General features: G+C 69.1%; 17 protein-coding genes. 8 read left to right on the forward strand and 9 right to left on the reverse strand.

Translation table 11 applies throughout. The features are described from left to right. Positions 1–25 precede the first annotated feature (25 nt). Positions 26–733: a phosphoribosylformylglycinamidine synthase subunit PurQ gene (purQ, locus tag QSV35_RS02180; protein WP_286286267.1), complete on the reverse strand. Its 708-nt coding sequence runs from the start codon at positions 731–733 to the stop codon at positions 26–28. Next, positions 730–978, reverse strand: a complete 249-nt coding sequence (gene purS, locus QSV35_RS02185) for a phosphoribosylformylglycinamidine synthase subunit PurS (protein WP_286286269.1) — start codon at positions 976–978, stop codon at positions 730–732. Before purS ends, purQ begins: the two co-directional genes overlap by 4 nt. Before the next feature lie 230 nt (positions 979–1208). On the opposite strand from purS, the gene QSV35_RS02190 reads away from it, so the two are divergent. The 5 genes from QSV35_RS02190 (at position 1209) to QSV35_RS02210 (ending at position 7113) form a co-directional block, all read left to right on the forward strand. Beyond that, a complete protein-coding gene (locus QSV35_RS02190; protein WP_419956806.1) occupies positions 1209–2531 on the forward strand; it encodes an ABC transporter substrate-binding protein in 1323 nt (440 codons plus the stop codon). A gap of 65 nt (positions 2532–2596) precedes the next feature. After that, positions 2597–3655 carry a carbohydrate ABC transporter permease gene (locus QSV35_RS02195; RefSeq protein ID WP_286286271.1) on the forward strand — a complete coding sequence of 353 codons (1059 nt, stop codon included), beginning with the start codon at positions 2597–2599 and terminating at the stop codon, positions 3653–3655. Then, entirely contained in the window at positions 3652–4572 is a 921-nt protein-coding gene (locus QSV35_RS02200) for a carbohydrate ABC transporter permease (protein WP_286286273.1), read from the forward strand. The genes QSV35_RS02195 and QSV35_RS02200 overlap by 4 nt, the downstream gene beginning before the upstream one ends. Positions 4573–4601: 29 nt before the next feature. Further along, positions 4602–6041 (forward strand): glycoside hydrolase family 1 protein, encoded by a 1440-nt coding sequence (locus tag QSV35_RS02205; RefSeq protein ID WP_286286275.1) that lies wholly within the window; start codon positions 4602–4604, stop codon positions 6039–6041. 25 nt (positions 6042–6066) lie between these two features. Beyond that, positions 6067–7113: a LacI family DNA-binding transcriptional regulator gene (locus tag QSV35_RS02210; RefSeq protein ID WP_286286276.1), complete on the forward strand. Its 1047-nt coding sequence runs from the start codon at positions 6067–6069 to the stop codon at positions 7111–7113. A 327-nt stretch (positions 7114–7440) separates the two neighbouring features. Here QSV35_RS02210 and QSV35_RS02215 read toward each other — a convergent pair whose 3' ends face one another. From QSV35_RS02215 to QSV35_RS02240, 6 genes are all read right to left on the reverse strand, one after another. Continuing rightward, positions 7441–8337 carry a VOC family protein gene (locus QSV35_RS02215; RefSeq protein WP_286286278.1) on the reverse strand — a complete coding sequence of 299 codons (897 nt, stop codon included), beginning with the start codon at positions 8335–8337 and terminating at the stop codon, positions 7441–7443. Positions 8338–8499: 162 nt separating this feature from the next. Beyond that, complete coding sequence (locus QSV35_RS02220) at positions 8500–9843, reverse strand: uracil-xanthine permease family protein (protein WP_286286280.1); 1344 nt, start codon at positions 9841–9843, stop codon at positions 8500–8502. A 122-nt stretch (positions 9844–9965) separates the two neighbouring features. Then, positions 9966–10913, reverse strand: coding sequence for a hypothetical protein (locus QSV35_RS02225; protein WP_286286282.1), 948 nt, complete (start codon positions 10911–10913; stop codon positions 9966–9968). Positions 10914–10921: 8 nt separating this feature from the next. After that, positions 10922–11842, reverse strand: coding sequence for a phosphoribosylaminoimidazolesuccinocarboxamide synthase (locus QSV35_RS02230; RefSeq protein ID WP_286286284.1), 921 nt, complete (start codon positions 11840–11842; stop codon positions 10922–10924). A gap of 29 nt (positions 11843–11871) precedes the next feature. Then, positions 11872–12225, reverse strand: coding sequence for a hypothetical protein (locus QSV35_RS02235; protein WP_286286286.1), 354 nt, complete (start codon positions 12223–12225; stop codon positions 11872–11874). 55 nt (positions 12226–12280) lie between these two features. Continuing rightward, positions 12281–12703: a pilus assembly protein CpaE gene (locus tag QSV35_RS02240; RefSeq protein ID WP_286286288.1), complete on the reverse strand. Its 423-nt coding sequence runs from the start codon at positions 12701–12703 to the stop codon at positions 12281–12283. Positions 12704–12798: 95 nt separating this feature from the next. On the opposite strand from QSV35_RS02240, the gene QSV35_RS02245 reads away from it, so the two are divergent. The 3 genes from QSV35_RS02245 to QSV35_RS02255 all read left to right on the forward strand — a co-directional run bounded on the left by QSV35_RS02245 (position 12799) and on the right by QSV35_RS02255 (position 16003). Beyond that, positions 12799–13455 (forward strand): PadR family transcriptional regulator, encoded by a 657-nt coding sequence (locus QSV35_RS02245; RefSeq protein ID WP_286286289.1) that lies wholly within the window; start codon positions 12799–12801, stop codon positions 13453–13455. A gap of 11 nt (positions 13456–13466) precedes the next feature. Beyond that, positions 13467–15110: an MFS transporter gene (locus tag QSV35_RS02250; RefSeq protein WP_286286291.1), complete on the forward strand. Its 1644-nt coding sequence runs from the start codon at positions 13467–13469 to the stop codon at positions 15108–15110. Between the two features lie 77 nt (positions 15111–15187). Next, a complete protein-coding gene (locus tag QSV35_RS02255) occupies positions 15188–16003 on the forward strand; it encodes a shikimate 5-dehydrogenase (RefSeq protein ID WP_286286293.1) in 816 nt (271 codons plus the stop codon). A gap of 41 nt (positions 16004–16044) precedes the next feature. Here the strand turns inward: QSV35_RS02255 and QSV35_RS02260 are convergent, their stop codons facing one another. Then, entirely contained in the window at positions 16045–16806 is a 762-nt protein-coding gene (locus QSV35_RS02260; protein WP_286286295.1) for an alpha/beta fold hydrolase, read from the reverse strand. Positions 16807–17005 lie beyond the last annotated feature (199 nt).

Raw genomic sequence — 17005 nt, forward strand, 5'->3', positions numbered from 1 at the left:
CGACCGGCGGGGGAGGCGAAGAGGATCAGGCGGCGACGGCCGCCACGGCCGCGATGGCCGACTGGAAGAAGCCGAGGCCGTCGACGCCGGAGCGCATCGCGGCGGGCGTGTCGGGGCCGAAGCCGGGCTCGGTCGCGTGCTCGGGGTGCGGCATGAGGCCGACGACGTTGCCGCGCTCGTTCGTGAGGCCGGCGATGTCGTTGAGCGAGCCGTTCGGGTTCACGCCGAGGTAGCGGAAGGCGACGAGGCCTTCGCCCTCGATGCGCGCGAGGGTCTCGGCATCCGCGATGTACCCGCCGTCGCCGTTCTTGAGCGGCACGACGATCTCCTGCCCCTGTTCGAACTCGCTCGTCCAGGCCGTCGATGCGTTCTCGACGCGCAGGCGCTGGTCGCGGCGGATGAACTGCTGGTGCGCGTTGCGGATGAGCCCGCCGGGCAGCAAGTGCGCCTCGACGAGCATCTGGAAGCCGTTGCAGATGCCGAGGATCGGCATCCCGGCCTCCGCCGCGGAGCGGACCTCGGTCATGATCGGGGAGAGCGCGGCGATCGCGCCGGCACGCAGGTAGTCGCCGTAGCTGAAGCCGCCCGGCAGCACGAGGGCGTCGACGCCCTCGAGGTCGTGCGAGCCGTGCCACAGCGCGACGGGCTCGGCGCCGGCGATGCGGATGGCGCGCTGCGCGTCGCGGTCGTCGAGCGAACCGGGGAACGTGATGACCCCGATGCGGGCGGTCATTCCACGACCTCGACGCCCACGACGTCCTCGATCACCGAGTTCGACAGGACGTCGGCGGCGATCTCGCGCACCTGGTCGAGCACCGCGTCGGAGACGTCGCCGTCCACGGTCAGCTCGAAGCGCTTGCCGATGCGGACGCCGCTGAACGACTCGACGCCCATCCGGGCGAGGGCGCCGGCGACGGCCTTCCCCTGCGGGTCGAGAAGCTCGGCCTTGGGCATGACGTCGACCACGATCGTGGGCATTGCGGGCTCCCTAGATGCTCAGGAGGCGACGGATGTCGCGGCGGGGGATGCATCCCAGTCTACGTGGGGGTTCGGCATCCCCGTTCCCGGATCGTGACCACATTCGTGGGAGCGCTCCCTTGACATCGTGGGAGCGATCCCATAACGTGTCACAACGTACGGTGAGAGCGCTCCCACGACGCGTCCCGCAGACCGTGCACAACAGCACCACATCCACAAAGGAGTGACACGTGAACACACGCGCACTGCGCCGTACCGCGATGATCGCGGCCGCGGCATCGACCGCGGCCATCGTGCTCGCCGGCTGCGCCGGCAGCGGCGGCTCGTCGTCGAGCAACGACAAGATCACGCTGACCGTCACGACGTTCGGCACCATGGGGTTCGACAAGCTCTACAAGGAGTACGAGAAGGCCCACCCCAACATCACCATCAAGGCCACCAACATCGACACGGGCGGCAACGCGCAGACCGACTGGCAGACCAAGCAGGCCGCCGGCGCGGGTCTCCCCGACGTCCAGGCCGTCGAGGAGGGCTGGCTCTCCAAGGTCATGCAGGTCAGCAACTCGTTCGTCGACCTGCGCGACTACGGCGCGAACGACATCAAGAGCCGCTGGGTCGACTGGAAGGTGAAGCAGGCCACCGACAAGAGCGGCCGCATCATCGGCTACGGCACCGACATCGGTCCCGAGGGCATCTGCTACAACCAGAAGCTCCTCGCCGCCTCCGGCCTCGCGACGGACCGTGCGAGCTTCGAGGCGCTCCTCGGCGGCGCGAACGCCACGTGGGACACCTTCATGAAGGTCGGCCAGGAGTACAAGGCCAAGACCGGCAAGGCGTGGTACGACCAGTCCGGCTTCGTGTGGAACGCCATGGTGAACCAGCTGCCCGAGGGCTACTACACCAAGGACGGCAAGCTCAACGTCAAGGACAACGCCGACCTCAAGGCGCGCTGGGACATCCTCGCGCAGGGTGCGGCCGCCGGCCTCTCCTCCAACCAGACCCAGTGGGACTGGGGCAAGGGCAAGGCGTTCACCGACGGCTCGTTCGCGACGTTCGTCTGCCCGGGCTGGATGCTCGGCGTCGTCAAGGGCCAGGTCGAGTCCGCCGGCGGCGACGCGTCCAGCGGGTGGGACTTCGCCGACGTCTTCCCGGGCGGCGCTGCCAACTGGGGCGGATCGTTCCTGACGGTCCCGACCACGTCGAAGCACCCGAAGGAGGCCGCCGCCCTCGCTGCATGGCTGACCGAGGCCAAGCAGCAGGTCGCGACCTTCCAGGCGGCGGGCACGTTCCCGAGCGTCGTCGAGGCGCAGAGCGACCCCGGCGTGACCGGCCAGAGCGACCTGACGAAGTTCTTCCAGGGCGCGCCCGTCGGTGAGATCCTCGCCAACCGTGCGAAGGGCGTCGTCGCCCAGTACAAGGGCCCGGACGACTCCGTCATCCAGGAGCAGGTCTTCGGTCCCTCCATCCAGCAGCTCGACGCCGGCAAGGCCAACGGCGAGCAGGCCTGGAACAACGCGATGACGCTGCTCGACCAGCTGGTCGTCAACAAGTAGCAGAACGGATGCGGGTCCCCGGGACCGCCGGGGGACCCGCATCCACCAAACGAGAAGACACCGAGATGACCTCGACACTGACCTTCCGGCAGCGGCTCAGCCGCTGGGACGTGCGGTACTCGCCGTACGCCTACGTGGCGCCCTTCTTCCTGCTCTTCGGGCTCGTCGGCCTGTTCCCGCTCGTCTACACGTTCGTCGTGTCGCTGAACGACTGGAACCTGCTGACGGGGCCCGGCGAGTGGGTGGGCTTCAAGAACTTCACCACTGAGCTCACGGACCCGCTGTTCTGGAACTCGGTCTACAACACCTTCAGCATCTTCCTGCTGTCGGCGATCCCGCAGCTGATCGTCGCGATCGTCATCGCCGCCGTCCTCGACCAGCACCTGCGCGCCAAGACCTTCTGGCGGCTCTCCGTGATCCTGCCGTACATCGTGACCCCGGTGGTCGTGACCCTCATCTTCTCGAGCATGTTCGACGAGAAGTACGGGCTCATCAACAACATCCTCCAGTCGATCGGGCTCAACCCGGTCATGTGGAAGACCGACACCTTCCCGAGCCACATCGCCATCGCCACGATGGTCAACTGGCGGTGGACCGGCTACAACGCCCTCATCCTCCTCGCCGCGATGCAGGCGGTGCCGAAGGACATCCACGAGGCCGCGGCCATCGACGGAGCGGGCGCGGTGCGGCGCTTCTTCTCGGTGACCGTCCCCGGCATCCGGCCCACCATCATCTTCGTCATCATCACCGCCACGATCGGCGGGCTGCAGATCTTCACGGAGCCCAAGCTCTTCAACGCGTCGAGCTCTGTCCCGGGCGGTCCGCAGCGGCAGTACCAGACCACGGTGCTGTACCTGTGGGATCTCGCCTTCAACCGGGAGTCCTTCGGCAAGGCCGCGGCGGTCGCGTGGATCCTCTTCCTCATCATCGTCGCGATCGGCGTGCTGAACTTCCTGCTCTCCCGCTCCATCGCGAGCGGCGAGACCAAGGCGTCGACGAGGCGGATGCGGCGCAAGCTGGCGCGCATCGAGGCCCTGGCCATCGCCGACCGCCCCGCCGTCACCGCAGGGCCGATCCTCTCCCCGCCTCTCGAACCCGTCCTCCCTGAGGAGCAGCGCGCATGACCACCGTGACCAAGCCGCGCCCGGCCGTCGCCTCCCCGACGCGCACGACATCCGCGCGCACAGGCGGCCCTGGCCGCACCGGCAAGAACCGCGGGTTCGGCGTCGATCGCCGCCCGGGATGGTTCAGCTACACGCTCATCGCGGTGTTCTTCATCGCGGGCGCGTACCCGCTCTACTGGACCTTCATCATGGGGTCGAGCGACAAGTCGGCCCTCACCGACCCGTGGCCGCCGCTCCTTCCGGGCGGACAGTTCTGGAAGAACGTCGCCGTCGTGTTCGACACGGTCCCGTTCTGGCAGGCGCTCGCGAACTCGATCATCGTCTCGACGGTGGTGGCGGCATCCGTCGTCTTCTTCTCGACGCTCGCCGGATACGCGTTCGCGAAGCTGCGGTTCCGCGGACGCGAAGGACTCATGGTGTTCGTCATCGCGACGCTCGCCGTCCCGACGCAGCTCGGCATCATCCCGCTCTTCATGCTGATGAAGCAGCTCGGCTGGACCGGCACACTCGGCGCCATCATCATCCCGTCGCTCGTCACCGCCTTCGGCGTCTTCTTCATGCGGCAGTACCTCGTCGACGTGATCCCCGACGAGCTCATCGAGGCCGCCCGCGTCGACGGCGCCAGCATGATCTCGACGTTCTGGCATGTCGGGGTGCCCGCCGCGCGCCCCGCGATGGCGATCCTCGCGCTCTTCACGTTCATGACGGCGTGGACCGACTACCTGTGGCCGCTGCTCGTGTCGCCCCAGAATCCCACGCTGCAGGTGGCGCTCAGCCAGCTGCAGTCGGCGAAGTACGTCGACTACGCAGTCGTGCTCGCCGGCGCCGTCCTCGCGACACTCCCGCTGCTGGTCGTGTTCATCCTCGCCGGAAAACAGCTGGTCAGTGGCATTATGGCGGGCGCGGTGAAGGGATGACTCTCATCGCACTCGGAAAGGAAACACCGATGACGTCCACACCTCGCGCGTTCCCCGACGACTTCCTCTTCGGGGCCGCGACGGCGGCCTTCCAGATCGAGGGCGCCGCGCACGAGGACGGTCGCCGCGACTCGATCTGGGATGCGTTCTGCCGCGTGCCCGGGGCCGTGCTCGGCGGGGACGACGGGGATGTCGCGTGCGACCACTACCACCGCTACCGCGACGACGTGGCGCTCATGAAGAACATGAACCTGCAGACGTACCGGTTCTCGACGTCGTGGTCACGCGTGCGGCCGGACGGCGGCTGTGTCAACCCGCTCGGCGTCGACTTCTACTCGCGCCTCGTCGACGAGCTGCTGGAGGCGGGCATCCTGCCGTGGCTCACCCTCTACCACTGGGACCTCCCGCAGGCGCTGCAGGACAAGGGCGGCTGGGCGAACCGCGACACGGCGTCGCTGTTCACCGAGTACGCGCTGGGGATGCACGACGCCCTCGGTGACCGCGTGGACGTGTGGACGACGCTCAACGAGCCGTGGTGCTCCTCCTTCCTCTCCTACACGGCGGGTCTGCACGCGCCGGGGCACTACAGCGTGGCGGAAGGGATGCTGGCATCCCACCACCTGCTTCTCGGCCACGGCCAGACCGTGCAGGAGCTCCGGGGTCGCGATGCGTCGTTGAACCTCGGGCTCACACTGAACCTGACGGTGGCGGACGCGGTGGACCCCTCCGACGACGCGGATGCGGACGCCGCCCGCCGCATCGACGGGCAGTTCAACCGCTGGTTCCTCGACCCGGTGTTCCGCGGGTCCTACCCGGCCGACGTCCTCGACGACATCCGGAAGGTGGATGCGGCGGCGGTCGCCGAGTTCGAGGCCGCCGTGCGGCCCGGTGATCTCGAGGCCATCTCGGCGCACATCGACACACTCGGCGTGAACTACTACCACGGGGAGTTCGTCGGCGGGCATGCGCCGGCCGTCCCTCCGGCGGGCGGTGACGCGCCCACCGACCGGCGCGGCGACTCGCCGTTCCCGTCGCACGACGGCATCTTCTGGCACGACCGCGGGCTCGCGCGCACGCCGATGAACTGGGAGGTGCAGCCCGAAGGGCTCACGCGACTCCTCGTGCGCGTGTGCCGGGAGTACGCGACGGACGCCGGCGCCGCGCTGTACGTCACCGAGAACGGCGCCGCCTTCGACGACGTCGCCGTGACGGAGGACGGTGAGACGCGCGTTCACGACGACGGGCGTGCGGACTTCGTCGAGGGGCACCTCGCGGCGATCCTGGATGCGGTGGACGCCGGCGTCGATGTGCGCGGCTACTTCTACTGGTCGCTGCTCGACAACTTCGAGTGGGCGTGGGGCTACGACAAGCGGTTCGGCATCGTCCGCGTGGACTACGAGACGCAGGAACGCGCCATCAAGGACAGCGGCCTCGCGTACGCTCGGATCGCAGAAGCACGCTCGCTCTGAGCGCGCCTCGGCGAGGGGGGACGACATGAGCGCAGGGTCGCTGAGACGCGGCGCGAGCGTCGCCGGGGCGCCGCATCCTCCCGCCACGATCGAAGAGGTCGCGGCGGCGGCGGGCGTCTCCCGCTCCACGGTCTCGCGCGTGGTCAACGGGTCGTCCGCGGTCAGCCCTTCGGCTCTCGAGTCCGTCAAGCGCGCGATCGCCGACCTGAACTACGTGCCCAATCGCGCCGCGCGCTCGCTCGCGAGCCGCCAGACGCTCGCGATCGCGCTCGTCGTGCCGGAGGACACCACCCGGTTCTTCGGCGATCCGTTCTTCGCGGCCGTGGTGTCCGGCATCAACGCGCGCATCGCGCGGTCGGACTACGTGCTGAACCTCTTCATCGCCAACGACGACCCCGGCGACAAGATGACGAGCTACTTCAGCCGCGGCAACGTCGATGGGGCGATCATCGTGTCGCACCACACGAGCGACACGTACATCGACCGCATCGCCGCCGCCGTCCCGGTCGTCTACGGCGGGCGGCCCGTCGTCCTGAACGACGAGGACTACTACGTCGACGTCGACAACGTGCGCGGCGGGCGCGAGGCGACCGAGTACCTCATCGGCCGCGGACACAAGCGCATCGCGACGATCACCGGCCCCCTCACGATGCGCGCCGCGATGGAACGACTGACCGGATGGCAGGATGCGCTGGCCGCCGCCGGGCTCGAGCCGGGGCCGGCAGTGGACGGCAACTTCACGGACGACGGTGGGGCGGATGCCATGCGCCGCATCCTCGCCGCCCCCGGCGACCGTCCCGACGCGGTGTTCGCGGCGAGCGATCTCATGGCCCGCGGCGCGCTGCACGCGCTCGCGACCGCGGGACTGCAGGTGCCCCAGGATGTGGCGGTGATCGGCTTCGACGACTCGCCCATCGCGACGGCGGTTCAGCCGGCGCTCACGACGATGCGGCAGCCGTCGTTCCTGCAGGGCGAGGAGATGGCGAGCATGCTGATCGACCGCCTCGCCGGCATCGCGACGCCGCACTCGCGCATCATGCCGACGGGCCTGGTCGTCCGCGAGTCCGCCTGACGGTTCGCCTCAGCGAACGCAGGTCCCCGAGCCCGTCGAGGGGTCGTCGCTGCTCGGCAGGTGTGACCCCTCGACGAGCTCGGGGACCGGTCCGCGGGTCGTTGAGCAAGCGAAGCGAGTCGAAACGCGTCGGCTTGCAGCGTTTCGTCTCGTCGCTGGCGCTCCTCGCGGGGCGAGCCAAAGCTCGGCACCTACCCGCGGGTCGTTGAGCGAGCGAAGCGAGTCGAAACGCGCCGAGCCGTTCTCGTATGTTCAGTGCGTTTCGTCTCGGTCGTTCCTCCCTCGCTCAACGACCGGTGGGAGCGAGTCGAGACGCAGGGAGGCCGATCAGCCGACGACGGCGTGGAGCGCGTTGTTCCACGGGTCGTCGAAGCTCAGCGTGCGACCGTCGTCGCGCACGACGAAGCCGTGGTCGCGAAGGCGCTCCTCGAGTGCGCCGAGGGAATCGGCATCCGGAAGCGTCACATCGATCCGTCCGAGGCCGAGCGCGGGCATCCGCGGGCCGGCGCCGCGCGACTCCCACACGTTCATCGCCATGTGATGGTGGTAGCCGCCCGCGCTCACGAACAGGGCCGTATCGCCGAGGCTGGCGGTCGCGTCGAAGCCGAGCGCGTCGACGTAGAACGCACGCGCGGTGCGGACGTCCCCGACCGACAGGTGGACGTGCCCGACGGATGCGGCATCCTTCCCCGTCGAACCGGCGACCGCCGCCTCGGTGAGGTGCTCGCGCAGGTACTGGTTGGGGTCGAGGTAGATGGTGTCCATGCGCACCTGGCCGTGCGCCCACGACCACATCGAGCGCTGGCGGTCGTAGTAGAGCTCGACACCGTTGCCCTCCGGGTCGGTGAAGTAGAACGCCTCGCTGACGAGGTGGTCGGCGCTGCCGGTGAACGTCCCAGGGGCGTTGCGCGCGGTGGAGTAGAGCGCCGCGGCGAGGGCTTCCTGCGTGTCGAACAGGATCGCCGTGTGGTACAGGCCGGCCGATCCGCGGACCGCGTGCCGCAGCGTGGGCTCGTGCTTCAGGATCACGACGGCGCGTCCCGCGCGCCCGAGCACCACCGTGTCGCCGTCGGCCGAGATCAGCTCGAGGGTCACGGCATCCCGATAGAACCTGATCATCGCGTCGAGGTCGGCGACCAGCAGCGTCACCGCACCCATCGCGGTGTCTGCGGCGATGCGGTCGGCCGCATCCCGGTCATCGTTCTCGATCGTGAAGTCGCTCATACCCTCCCCAACCCGCCCGGTCCCTATTTTGTTCCCGCGGCAACTACTTTCGCGACATCAGCGGGCTCCGCCGACACGGCGCGCGGCGCGGCGCGCGTCGGCGGGACCCGCTGATGTCGGCGGATTCGATGGATGTAGCCGACGGATGCGGGGCCGCGGTGGCTACTCCGCCGCGGCCTCGACGGGGTCGCCGCCGAGCGGGCCGACCGCGGGGATCGGGCCGCCGTCATCCGCACCCGTCTTCCGCCACCGCGCGATCGCGTTGCCGAGGTGGTAGATGAGCAGGGCCGCTGCGGCTCCCAGCACGATGCCGGTGAGCTGGAACGATCCCCAGGCCATCGTGAAGTTCGCGATCGCGATGACGAGCGCGACTGCACCCGTGTACTGGTTCACCGGGCGCGAGAAGTCGACGCGGTTGTCGACCCAGATCTTGATGCCGATGATGCCGATGAGGCCGTACAGCGCGGTGGTCGCGCCGCCGAGCACACCCTGCGGGATCGTGTTGAACAGCGCGCCGATCTTGGGCGAGAGGGCCAAGAGGATCGCGACGATGCCGGCCACCCAGTATGCCGCCGTCGAGTAGACGCGGGTCGCCGCCATGACGCCGATGTTCTCGCCGTACGTCGTGGTGCCCGAGCCGCCGAAGACGCCCGCGATCGTCGTCGAGACGCCGTCCGCGATGAGCGCGCGGCCGGTCTGCTTGTTGACGGACTTGTCCGTCATCGTGGCGACGGCGCGCACGTGGCCGACGTTCTCGGCGATCAGGACGAGCACGACCGGGAGGAACATCGCGATCGCACCCCATGTACCGGGGGCGGTGAAGTTCGCGAAGTGGAACGTCGGGAGGCCGACCCAGTCCGCCTTCCCGACGGTCGCCCAGTCGATCTGGCCCTGAAGTCCCGCGACGATATAGCCGACGACGACGCCCAGGAAGATCGAGATCCGGCCGAGGAAGCCGCGGAAGAGGACGCTGAACAGGATGATCGCGACCAGGGTGATCGTCGCCGTCAGCGGCTGCACCTTGTAGTTGTTCCAGGCGGCCGGCGCGAGGTTGAGGCCGATGAGGGCCACGATCGCACCCGCGACGACCGGCGGCATGAACCTGTCGACCCAGCCGACGCCGACGAACTGCACGACGAAGCCGATGATCGCGAGGAGGACGCCGACCGCGACGATGCCGGCGAGGGCCGTCCCCATCCCGGTCTCCTTCGACGAGGCGACTGCCGCCGTCACGGGTGCGATGAACGCGAACGACGACCCGAGATAGCTGGGGAGGCGATTGCGCGTGATCAGTAGGAAGAGGATCGTGCCGATGCCGGAGAACAGCAGCGTCGTCGAGACGGGGAAGCCCGTCAGGATCGGGACGAGGAAGGTCGCCCCGAACATCGCGACGACATGCTGCGCGCCGATCGCGACGGTCGCGGGCCAGTTCAGCCGTTCGCCGGGGTGCACCACCTCGCCTGGTTCGACGGTTCGTCCGTTGCCGTGCAGGGTCCAGATGGGCATGCGCGCTCCTCGGTTCGGCGGAAAAGTTGATTCACGATATCGGCGGTGGGCGCGCGTGCATAGGGAATTCGTGGGTTCGGATGCGTCCGGCCCGGAAGTCGCGTGATCCCGGGCCTCCCGGTTCACGGTGCGGGGCAGCGCGCGCCCTCGTCGATGCCGACCGCGGTGTTCACCGTGTAGTGCCTGGTGCCGTCGATCGTGAACTCGAGCGTGACGCACGTGGGGGCGGGGACGAGGATGAAGCCCGGGTAGCTGTCGCCGTTCGGGCAGGTCGGGAGGATCACACTCTCGAGCCCGTCCGCGAGGATCTGCTCCTGTGTCGGCGGTCGCGTCCAGGTCGCCACATCGGTGTAGAACAGGCGCGCGGTCGTCGGCTTGACGACGGTGACGTCGGCGATGGTGTTCGGTCGCACATCCAGGTTGACCCACTCGGCGAACACCCGCCCGCCATGCTTCGGAATGACGGTGATCGACGTGGGCGGCTCGTCGAAGGAGCGGCTCCAGACCGGCTTGTCATCGGGGGTGTCGAGGGTGCCTTCCGGGCCCCATCCGCCCCCGCAGGTGGGCGCCGGCACCGGGGCGGCGACGGGCGGAATGATGTCGGTCGGCGACGGCGTCGGCGACGCGGACGGACGGCTGGTCAGGATGCTGCCGCCCACTGATGCCACCACGACCAGCGCGACGATCCCGCCGGCGACGAGCCACGCCCGCCGCCGGCGGTGCGGTCGGACGTCCGCCCGCGGGTCGACGCGCGGCGACGTCTCGAGATCGTCTTGCGGCGTTTCGTCTCGCTCGTTCCTCGCTCGCTCAACGAGCGAAGGGGAGACTCCTGCCCGCGGGTCGTTGAGCGAGCGAAGCGAGTCGAAACGCGCTGAGTCTCCGAGATCGGCTTGCGGCGTTTCGTCTCGCTCGTTCCTCGCTCGCTCAACGAGCGGCACAGGCGGATGAGCCTTGCCCTCGAGCTCCTCGAGGCGCGCGAGCGCGGTGGGATCGTCGAGGATGTCTGCATCCTCGCCCCATGCCCGGCGACGCAGCTCCGCCAGTTCCGCGGACTCGTCGTCGGTGAGCATGGCCTGCCTCAGACGGTGAGGCGCTCGAGCAGTTCGCGGTAGCGGTCCGCGGTCCGCGTGACGACGTCGTCCGGGAGTGCCGGCGGCTCGCCCCTCTTGTCCCAGTTCGCCGCGAGCCAGTCGCGCACGATCTGCTTGTCGAAGCTCGCCATCCGCTCGTCGGGGGTCGTGCCGCCCGCCCAGGCCGCGGCATCCCAGTATCGCGACGAATCGCTCGTGAGCACCTCGTCCGCGAGGGTCAGCACCCCGTCGCCGTCGATGCCGAACTCGAACTTCGTGTCGGCGAGGATCAGCCCGTGCTGCTCGGCGGTCCCCGCCGCGCGCTCGTAGATCTCGAGGGAGAGGTCGCGCAGCTCCTCGGCGCGCGCCGCGCCGACGATGTCGACGGTCTGCGCGAAGGTGATGTTCTCGTCGTGCTCGCCGAGCGGCGCCTTGTACGCCGGTGTGAAGATCGGAGCCGGCAACCTGTCGCCGTTCTGCAGGCCGGACTCGAGGCGGATGCCGCACACCGTCCCGTGCTCGCGGTACTCGTTCCAGCCGGACCCGGTGATGTAGCCGCGCACGACGCATTCGATCGGCTGCATGTCGAGCGATTTCACGATCATCGAGCGCCCGGCGACCGCATCCGGCACGTCGACGGACTCGGTGACCGAGGAGACGAGGAGGTGGTTCGGGATGCTGCGCCCTCCGTCGGCGCCCGCGAGTCGCTCGAACCACCACATCGAGAGCGTCGTGAGGAGCTCGCCCTTGCTCGGGATGCCAGGGGAGAGGACGTGGTCGAACGCGCTGACGCGATCGCTCGCGACGACGAGCATGCGGCCCGGCCCGTCGCCGTCCGCGCCGGGCCCTGTGGAGGGGTCCTCGGGGACGTACAGGTCGCGCACCTTGCCGGAATACACATGCCGCCAACCGGCGATCTCTTCGCTCACGCGCCCATTATCCCGCGTGGCACAGCGCGCTACGGCGTGATGGAGTCGACGAACGCGTACGCCTCGGCGACGATGCCCGGCCACGTCTCCGGACGGTCGGTGCGAGCGGTGACCCACTCCCGCATCGGGCGCTCGCGCATGACGGCGGGCTCCGCATCCCCCGCCTCGACGAGCTCTCCGACGCGCTCTTCCGACAGCTTCGCGAACAGGCTGCCCGAGAAGCCGACGAACGCGAACACCTTGCCGCGGACGCTGAGGCCCTCGGAGCCGAACATGCGTCCCAGCGCGACGCCGTCGCGCGCCGTGTACTCCGCCGCGAGAGGGTCGAAGATCGCGTAGGACTCGGGGAACTTCTCGCGCCGCGTCTCGCCTGCACCAGCCATGCGCACAGGGTACGCCGAGCCTCGTACACCGCACCGGCCACCGGAGCCGCCCCGGTCAGCGCGACTGCCTGATGAGTTCGAGCAGGGCCATTCCGTACGCCTCGGCCGCATCCGGATGCTCGAACCGGCGCAGTCCGCCCGCGATCTCGACCTCGACCTCGAACGCGTCGGGGAGTCGGCGAAGGCTGCGGAACGTCCCCCGCAGAAGCTCACGCAGCTGGCCCTCGCCGGGCAGCCAGATCGCATCGTCGAGAGTGACCGCGTCGAGCGCCCATTCGGTGGTGCCGTTGAACCCCAGGATCGTGACGCCGCTCGGCGTGCGATGCGACTCGATCGTCATCTCGCTCACAGTGAAGACGTCCGCCTCGACCTCGGCCTCCACGTCGTCCGGGAGGTCGAGCTGGAAGCGGTCGCCCGATTCCGGGTGCCACCGCAGTCCCGCCGCCTTGAGCGCGAGTGCGAGCTCTCGGCTGATCATGACGTCAGGCTACGCGCGCGACGGAGCGCACGGCTTCGAAGCCGGGGTCGACATACCGGCCCGAAGGGGCGTATAGTCCATCTGGACTAATCGGAATGGAGCAACCCGTGAAGGACGCCACGTGCAAGCTCACGCCCCTCGGCGTGATGGTGCTGGCACTCCTGCGCGAGGGCGACATGCACCCGTACGAGATGATCCGGCTGATGCGCACGCGCCATCACGACCGGCTCGTTCCGATCACCAACGGCACGTTCTACCACACGGTCTCGCGCCTGGAGCGGCAGGGGCTGCTCGCCGAGGTCGGCGTCGATCGCGACGGCAAGCGGCCGGAGCGCACGACCTACGCGCTGACGGATGACGGCGAGCACGCCGTCGCGGAGTGGGTGCGCACCGAACTGCCCCGCATGGATCGCCCGATCGAGTTCCGAGTGGCCCTCGCCGAATCGCACAACATCGACAGGGAAGAGGTCATCGACCTGCTCACTCAGCGCCGCGCGGCGCTGACGGGCGAGCACCGCCTCTTCGCCGACGGTGTGGCGAAGGCGCGCGAGCGCGGTGTCCCCGAGCAGTACCTCGTCCAGACCAGTCGTCAGGCCGAGCTCCTCGCCGCCGATCTCGCGTGGCTCGATGACTTCCTGCTCACCCTCGAAGAGTGTCGATATCCGTGGGGCGTCCACGTCGATTCCGCAGAGGCCGCCGATCTCGCGGAGCAGGCCGCCACAGCGGCCGTCTCCGACTCGCAGAACGTATGAAAGGCAACGACATGACCGACCACATCCCGCCGAGCACGCGAGCAGAGGCGAAGGCGAACGCCGCCGCCGACGTCGTCGCGGAGGCCCCCGCATCCACCGCCGTCCCGCACGGCCCGATCACCGGCGCGTACGCGCACGGCCACAAGCCGAAGAGCCCGTGGCCCGCCCTCTGGGCTCTCGTCATCGGCTTCTTCATGATCCTCGTCGACACGACGATCGTCTCGGTCGCGAATCCCGCGATCAAGGCGGCGCTCGATCCCTCGTCGAACAACCTCGACAACGTGGTGTGGGTGACGAGCGCGTACCTGCTCGCCTACGCCGTGCCGCTCCTGATCACCGGCCGTCTCGGCGACCGGTTCGGTCCGAAGAACATCTACCTCATCGGCCTGGCGGTGTTCACGCTCGCGAGCCTCGGCTGCGGGCTGTCCACGTCGCTCGGGATGCTGGTCGCGTTCCGCGCCGTCCAGGGTCTCGGCGCCTCGATGATGACCCCGCAGACGATGGCCGTCATCACCCGCACGTTCCCCGCGCAGTCGCGCGGCGCGGCCATGGGCCTGTGGGGCGCCACCTCGGGCGTCGCGATGCTGGTCGGCCCGCTGGCCGGCGGTCTGCTGGTCGACGGCCTCGGCTGGGAGTGGATCTTCTTCGTGAACCTCCCCGTCGGCGTGATCGGCTTCGTGCTCGCCGCGATCCTCGTCCCGAAGCTCCAGACCCACGAGCACAAGTTCGACATGGTCGGCGTGTTCCTCAGCGCCGCATCCCTCTTCCTCATCGTGTTCTCCCTCCAGGAGGGCCAGTCGTGGAACTGGGACGCGCGCATCTGGACCATGCTCATTGCCGGCATCCTCCTGCTCGGCATCTTCATCTGGCAGCAGGCGAAGACGAAGAGCGAGGCGCTCGTGCCCCTCGAGCTGTTCCGCGACCGCAACTTCTCGGTCTCGAACGGCGGCATCGCGATCGTCGGATTCGTGGTGACGAGCATGTCGCTGCCGTACATGTTCTACCTGCAGCTCGCCCGCGGCCTGACGCCGACCGAGGCCGCCCTGCTGATGGTGCCGATGGCGCTCGCGGCGGGCGTGCTGTCGCCGATCGCCGGCCGCATCCTCGACCACGTCGACCCGCGCGTCCTGCTGGTGCCGGGTCTGTCGCTCATGGTGATCGCGATCACGTGGAACGCGTACCTCATGCGCGACCCCAGCACCGAGGTGTGGCTGTTCCTGCTGCCGTCGCTCATGATCGGCATCGCGAGCGCGGGGATGTGGGGGCCGCTGGCGACGACCGCGACCCGCAACCTCCCGCCGCGGCAGGCGGGCGCCGGCGCCGGCATCTACAACACGACGCGCACGGTCGGCTCGGTCCTCGGCTCGGCGGCGATCGCCGCGTTCATGCAGGGCAGGCTGGACGCCCAGTTCCCGAACGCCGCTGCGCACAGCGGCGGCTTCGGCACGGGCAAGCTGCCGTCGTTCATCGTGGACGGTTTCGCCACCGCGATGGCGCAGACGATCCTGCTGCCGGCCGCGGTGATGGCCTTGGGCGTGATCGTCGTGCTCTTCATGAAGCGGCCGTCGCACCTCCTCAAGCCCGGCGAGAAGCACGAGTGGGTCTCGGCTTCGACCGCGGCCGAGACCGGCGCCCAGGCGGACGCATTGGACTGATCGGTCCGGCGAGGCAGACTGAGGGATGCCGCGGGCACTGTGCCCGCGGCATCCCGTCTCTGTCTGAAGGGGCCCCCATGCCGATCCTCAACAAGGACATGACTCTCTGCATCTCGCTGTCGGGTCGCCCGTCGAACCTCGGCACGCGGTTCCACAACTACCTGTACGACGAGCTGGGCCTGAACTTCATCTACAAGGCGTTCACGACAGACGACATCGAGGGCGCGATCCGCGGGGTGCGGGCGCTCGGCATCCGCGGATGCTCGGTCTCCATGCCGTTCAAAGAGGCCGTCATCCCGCTCGTCGACGTCATCGAGGAGTCGGCCGCCGCCATCGAGTCGGTCAACACGATCGTGAACGACGGCGGCACGCTGACCGCATCCAACACCGACTACGAAGCCGTGGCGCAGCTGCTCGCCGAACACGCGGTCGACCCCGCTCTGCCGGTGTTCGTGCGCGGATCCGGCGGCATGGCGAAAGCCGTCGTCGCCGCGTTCCGCGGAGCGGGTTTCGACGACCTCACCGTGATCGCGCGCAACCGTGCCGCGGGGGTCGCGCTCGCCGAGAAGTACGGCTACCGCTGCGTCGAGTCCGACCCGGGGCCCACGGAGGCGGTCATCGTCAACGTGACGCCTCTCGGCATGAACGGGACGGATGCGGCCGTCCTCGCCTTCGACCGGGCGCACGTGGATGCAGCGCACACCGTGTTCGACGTCGTCGCCTTCCCAGCGGAGACGCCCTTGATCCTGGCCGCCCGGGCGGCGGGCAAGCCGGTCATCACCGGCGCCGAGGTCATCGCCCTGCAGGCCGCACGCCAGTTCGAGCGCTACACGGGCGTCGCGATCACGCCCGACCAGGTGGCGCGGGCGTCTGCCTTCTCGCGGGAGGTGTAGCCCGCTCGCGCGAGGTGTAGCCCGCTCGCGGGGGGCCCGAGTCAGCGATCGAGGATGCGGACGCCGTCGACCGGCGCCGCTCCGGCGCGCAGGAAGTCGTCGACCACGGCGTTCGCGACGCCGGGCATGTCCCGCATCACGAAATGCGTGCCGTCGACGATGATCCGCAGCTGGGCGCCCGGGATGAGCTTCGCGATCAGGCGGGTGTGCTCGCGGCGGATGAGATCCTTCGACCCGGCCATCACGAGCGTGGGAGCGGTGATGCCCGCAAGCTGCTCCGTGGTGATTCCGGGCTGATCGAGCATGAGCCGCATCAGCTCGTGCTCGTGCCTGACCACGGGGAGCACGCCGTGCTGGCGTTTGCGCTGCAGGAGCTCGTCCGCGAAGCGCAGCTGCACCCGCAGACTCATGTGCATCCCCTGCCGCGTGATGTTGCCCGAATTGAGAACGAGCCTGCGCACGAGCTCGGGGTGATGGACGGCGAGCGTCATCGCGACGTTCGCGCCGTCGGAGAAGCCGACGACGTCGAACGGCTCGTCGTCGATCTGCAGGGTCCGGATCACGTCGGCTGCGTCATCCGCCATCCGCCGGATCGTGAGCGGGCCGTCGCCGCGCGCAGACCTGCCCTGGCCGCGGCAGTCCATCGCCGCGACCCGGAAGTGCCGCTCGAGCGCAGGCACGTTGTGATCGAAGTAGTGCAGGTCGCCGGAGTTGCCGTGGATCAGCAGCACCGGCGGACCGTCTCCGCGCACCTCGACGTGCAGGTCTCCGACCTGAACGGCGGTGGGGGCGGTCTCGGTCATGCACTCAGTCTGCCTCGCCCGGCTGGACCGCGGCATTTGAGCCGCCTATGAAGTCGGACAGCCCGGCTCTCCGCGAGTCGAAACGTGATGAGCGGTTCTCGTGTCGTCGCTGCGTTTCGTCTCGTCGCTGGCGCTCCTCGCTCAACGACCGGCGGCCTGCGGGCGCTCTCGTGCGGACGCGATGAGCCGAACTCGAGCG

Source organism: Microbacterium candidum (genome assembly GCF_030315975.1).
GTDB classification, from domain to species: domain Bacteria; phylum Actinomycetota; class Actinomycetes; order Actinomycetales; family Microbacteriaceae; genus Microbacterium; species Microbacterium candidum.

Bases quoted from the DNA above. Each gene is read 5' to 3' on its own strand.
- purS (WP_286286269.1), bottom strand. From the start codon at position 978: ATGCCCACGATCGTGGTCGACGTCATGCCCAAGGCCGAGCTTCTCGAC.
- QSV35_RS02240 (WP_286286288.1), bottom strand. From the start codon at position 12,703: ATGATCAGCCGAGAGCTCGCACTCGCGCTCAAGGCGGCGGGACTGCGG.
- QSV35_RS02235 (WP_286286286.1), bottom strand. From the start codon at position 12,225: ATGGCTGGTGCAGGCGAGACGCGGCGCGAGAAGTTCCCCGAGTCCTAC.
- QSV35_RS02250 (WP_286286291.1), top strand. From the start codon at position 13,467: ATGACCGACCACATCCCGCCGAGCACGCGAGCAGAGGCGAAGGCGAAC.
- purQ (WP_286286267.1), bottom strand. From the start codon at position 733: ATGACCGCCCGCATCGGGGTCATCACGTTCCCCGGTTCGCTCGACGAC.
- QSV35_RS02215 (WP_286286278.1), bottom strand. From the start codon at position 8,337: ATGAGCGACTTCACGATCGAGAACGATGACCGGGATGCGGCCGACCGC.
- QSV35_RS02210 (WP_286286276.1), top strand. From the start codon at position 6,067: ATGAGCGCAGGGTCGCTGAGACGCGGCGCGAGCGTCGCCGGGGCGCCG.
- QSV35_RS02260 (WP_286286295.1), bottom strand. From the start codon at position 16,806: ATGACCGAGACCGCCCCCACCGCCGTTCAGGTCGGAGACCTGCACGTC.
- QSV35_RS02245 (WP_286286289.1), top strand. From the start codon at position 12,799: ATGGAGCAACCCGTGAAGGACGCCACGTGCAAGCTCACGCCCCTCGGC.
- QSV35_RS02205 (WP_286286275.1), top strand. From the start codon at position 4,602: ATGACGTCCACACCTCGCGCGTTCCCCGACGACTTCCTCTTCGGGGCC.
- QSV35_RS02200 (WP_286286273.1), top strand. From the start codon at position 3,652: ATGACCACCGTGACCAAGCCGCGCCCGGCCGTCGCCTCCCCGACGCGC.
- QSV35_RS02220 (WP_286286280.1), bottom strand. From the start codon at position 9,843: ATGCCCATCTGGACCCTGCACGGCAACGGACGAACCGTCGAACCAGGC.
- QSV35_RS02255 (WP_286286293.1), top strand. From the start codon at position 15,188: ATGCCGATCCTCAACAAGGACATGACTCTCTGCATCTCGCTGTCGGGT.
- QSV35_RS02195 (WP_286286271.1), top strand. From the start codon at position 2,597: ATGACCTCGACACTGACCTTCCGGCAGCGGCTCAGCCGCTGGGACGTG.
- QSV35_RS02225 (WP_286286282.1), bottom strand. From the start codon at position 10,913: ATGCTCACCGACGACGAGTCCGCGGAACTGGCGGAGCTGCGTCGCCGG.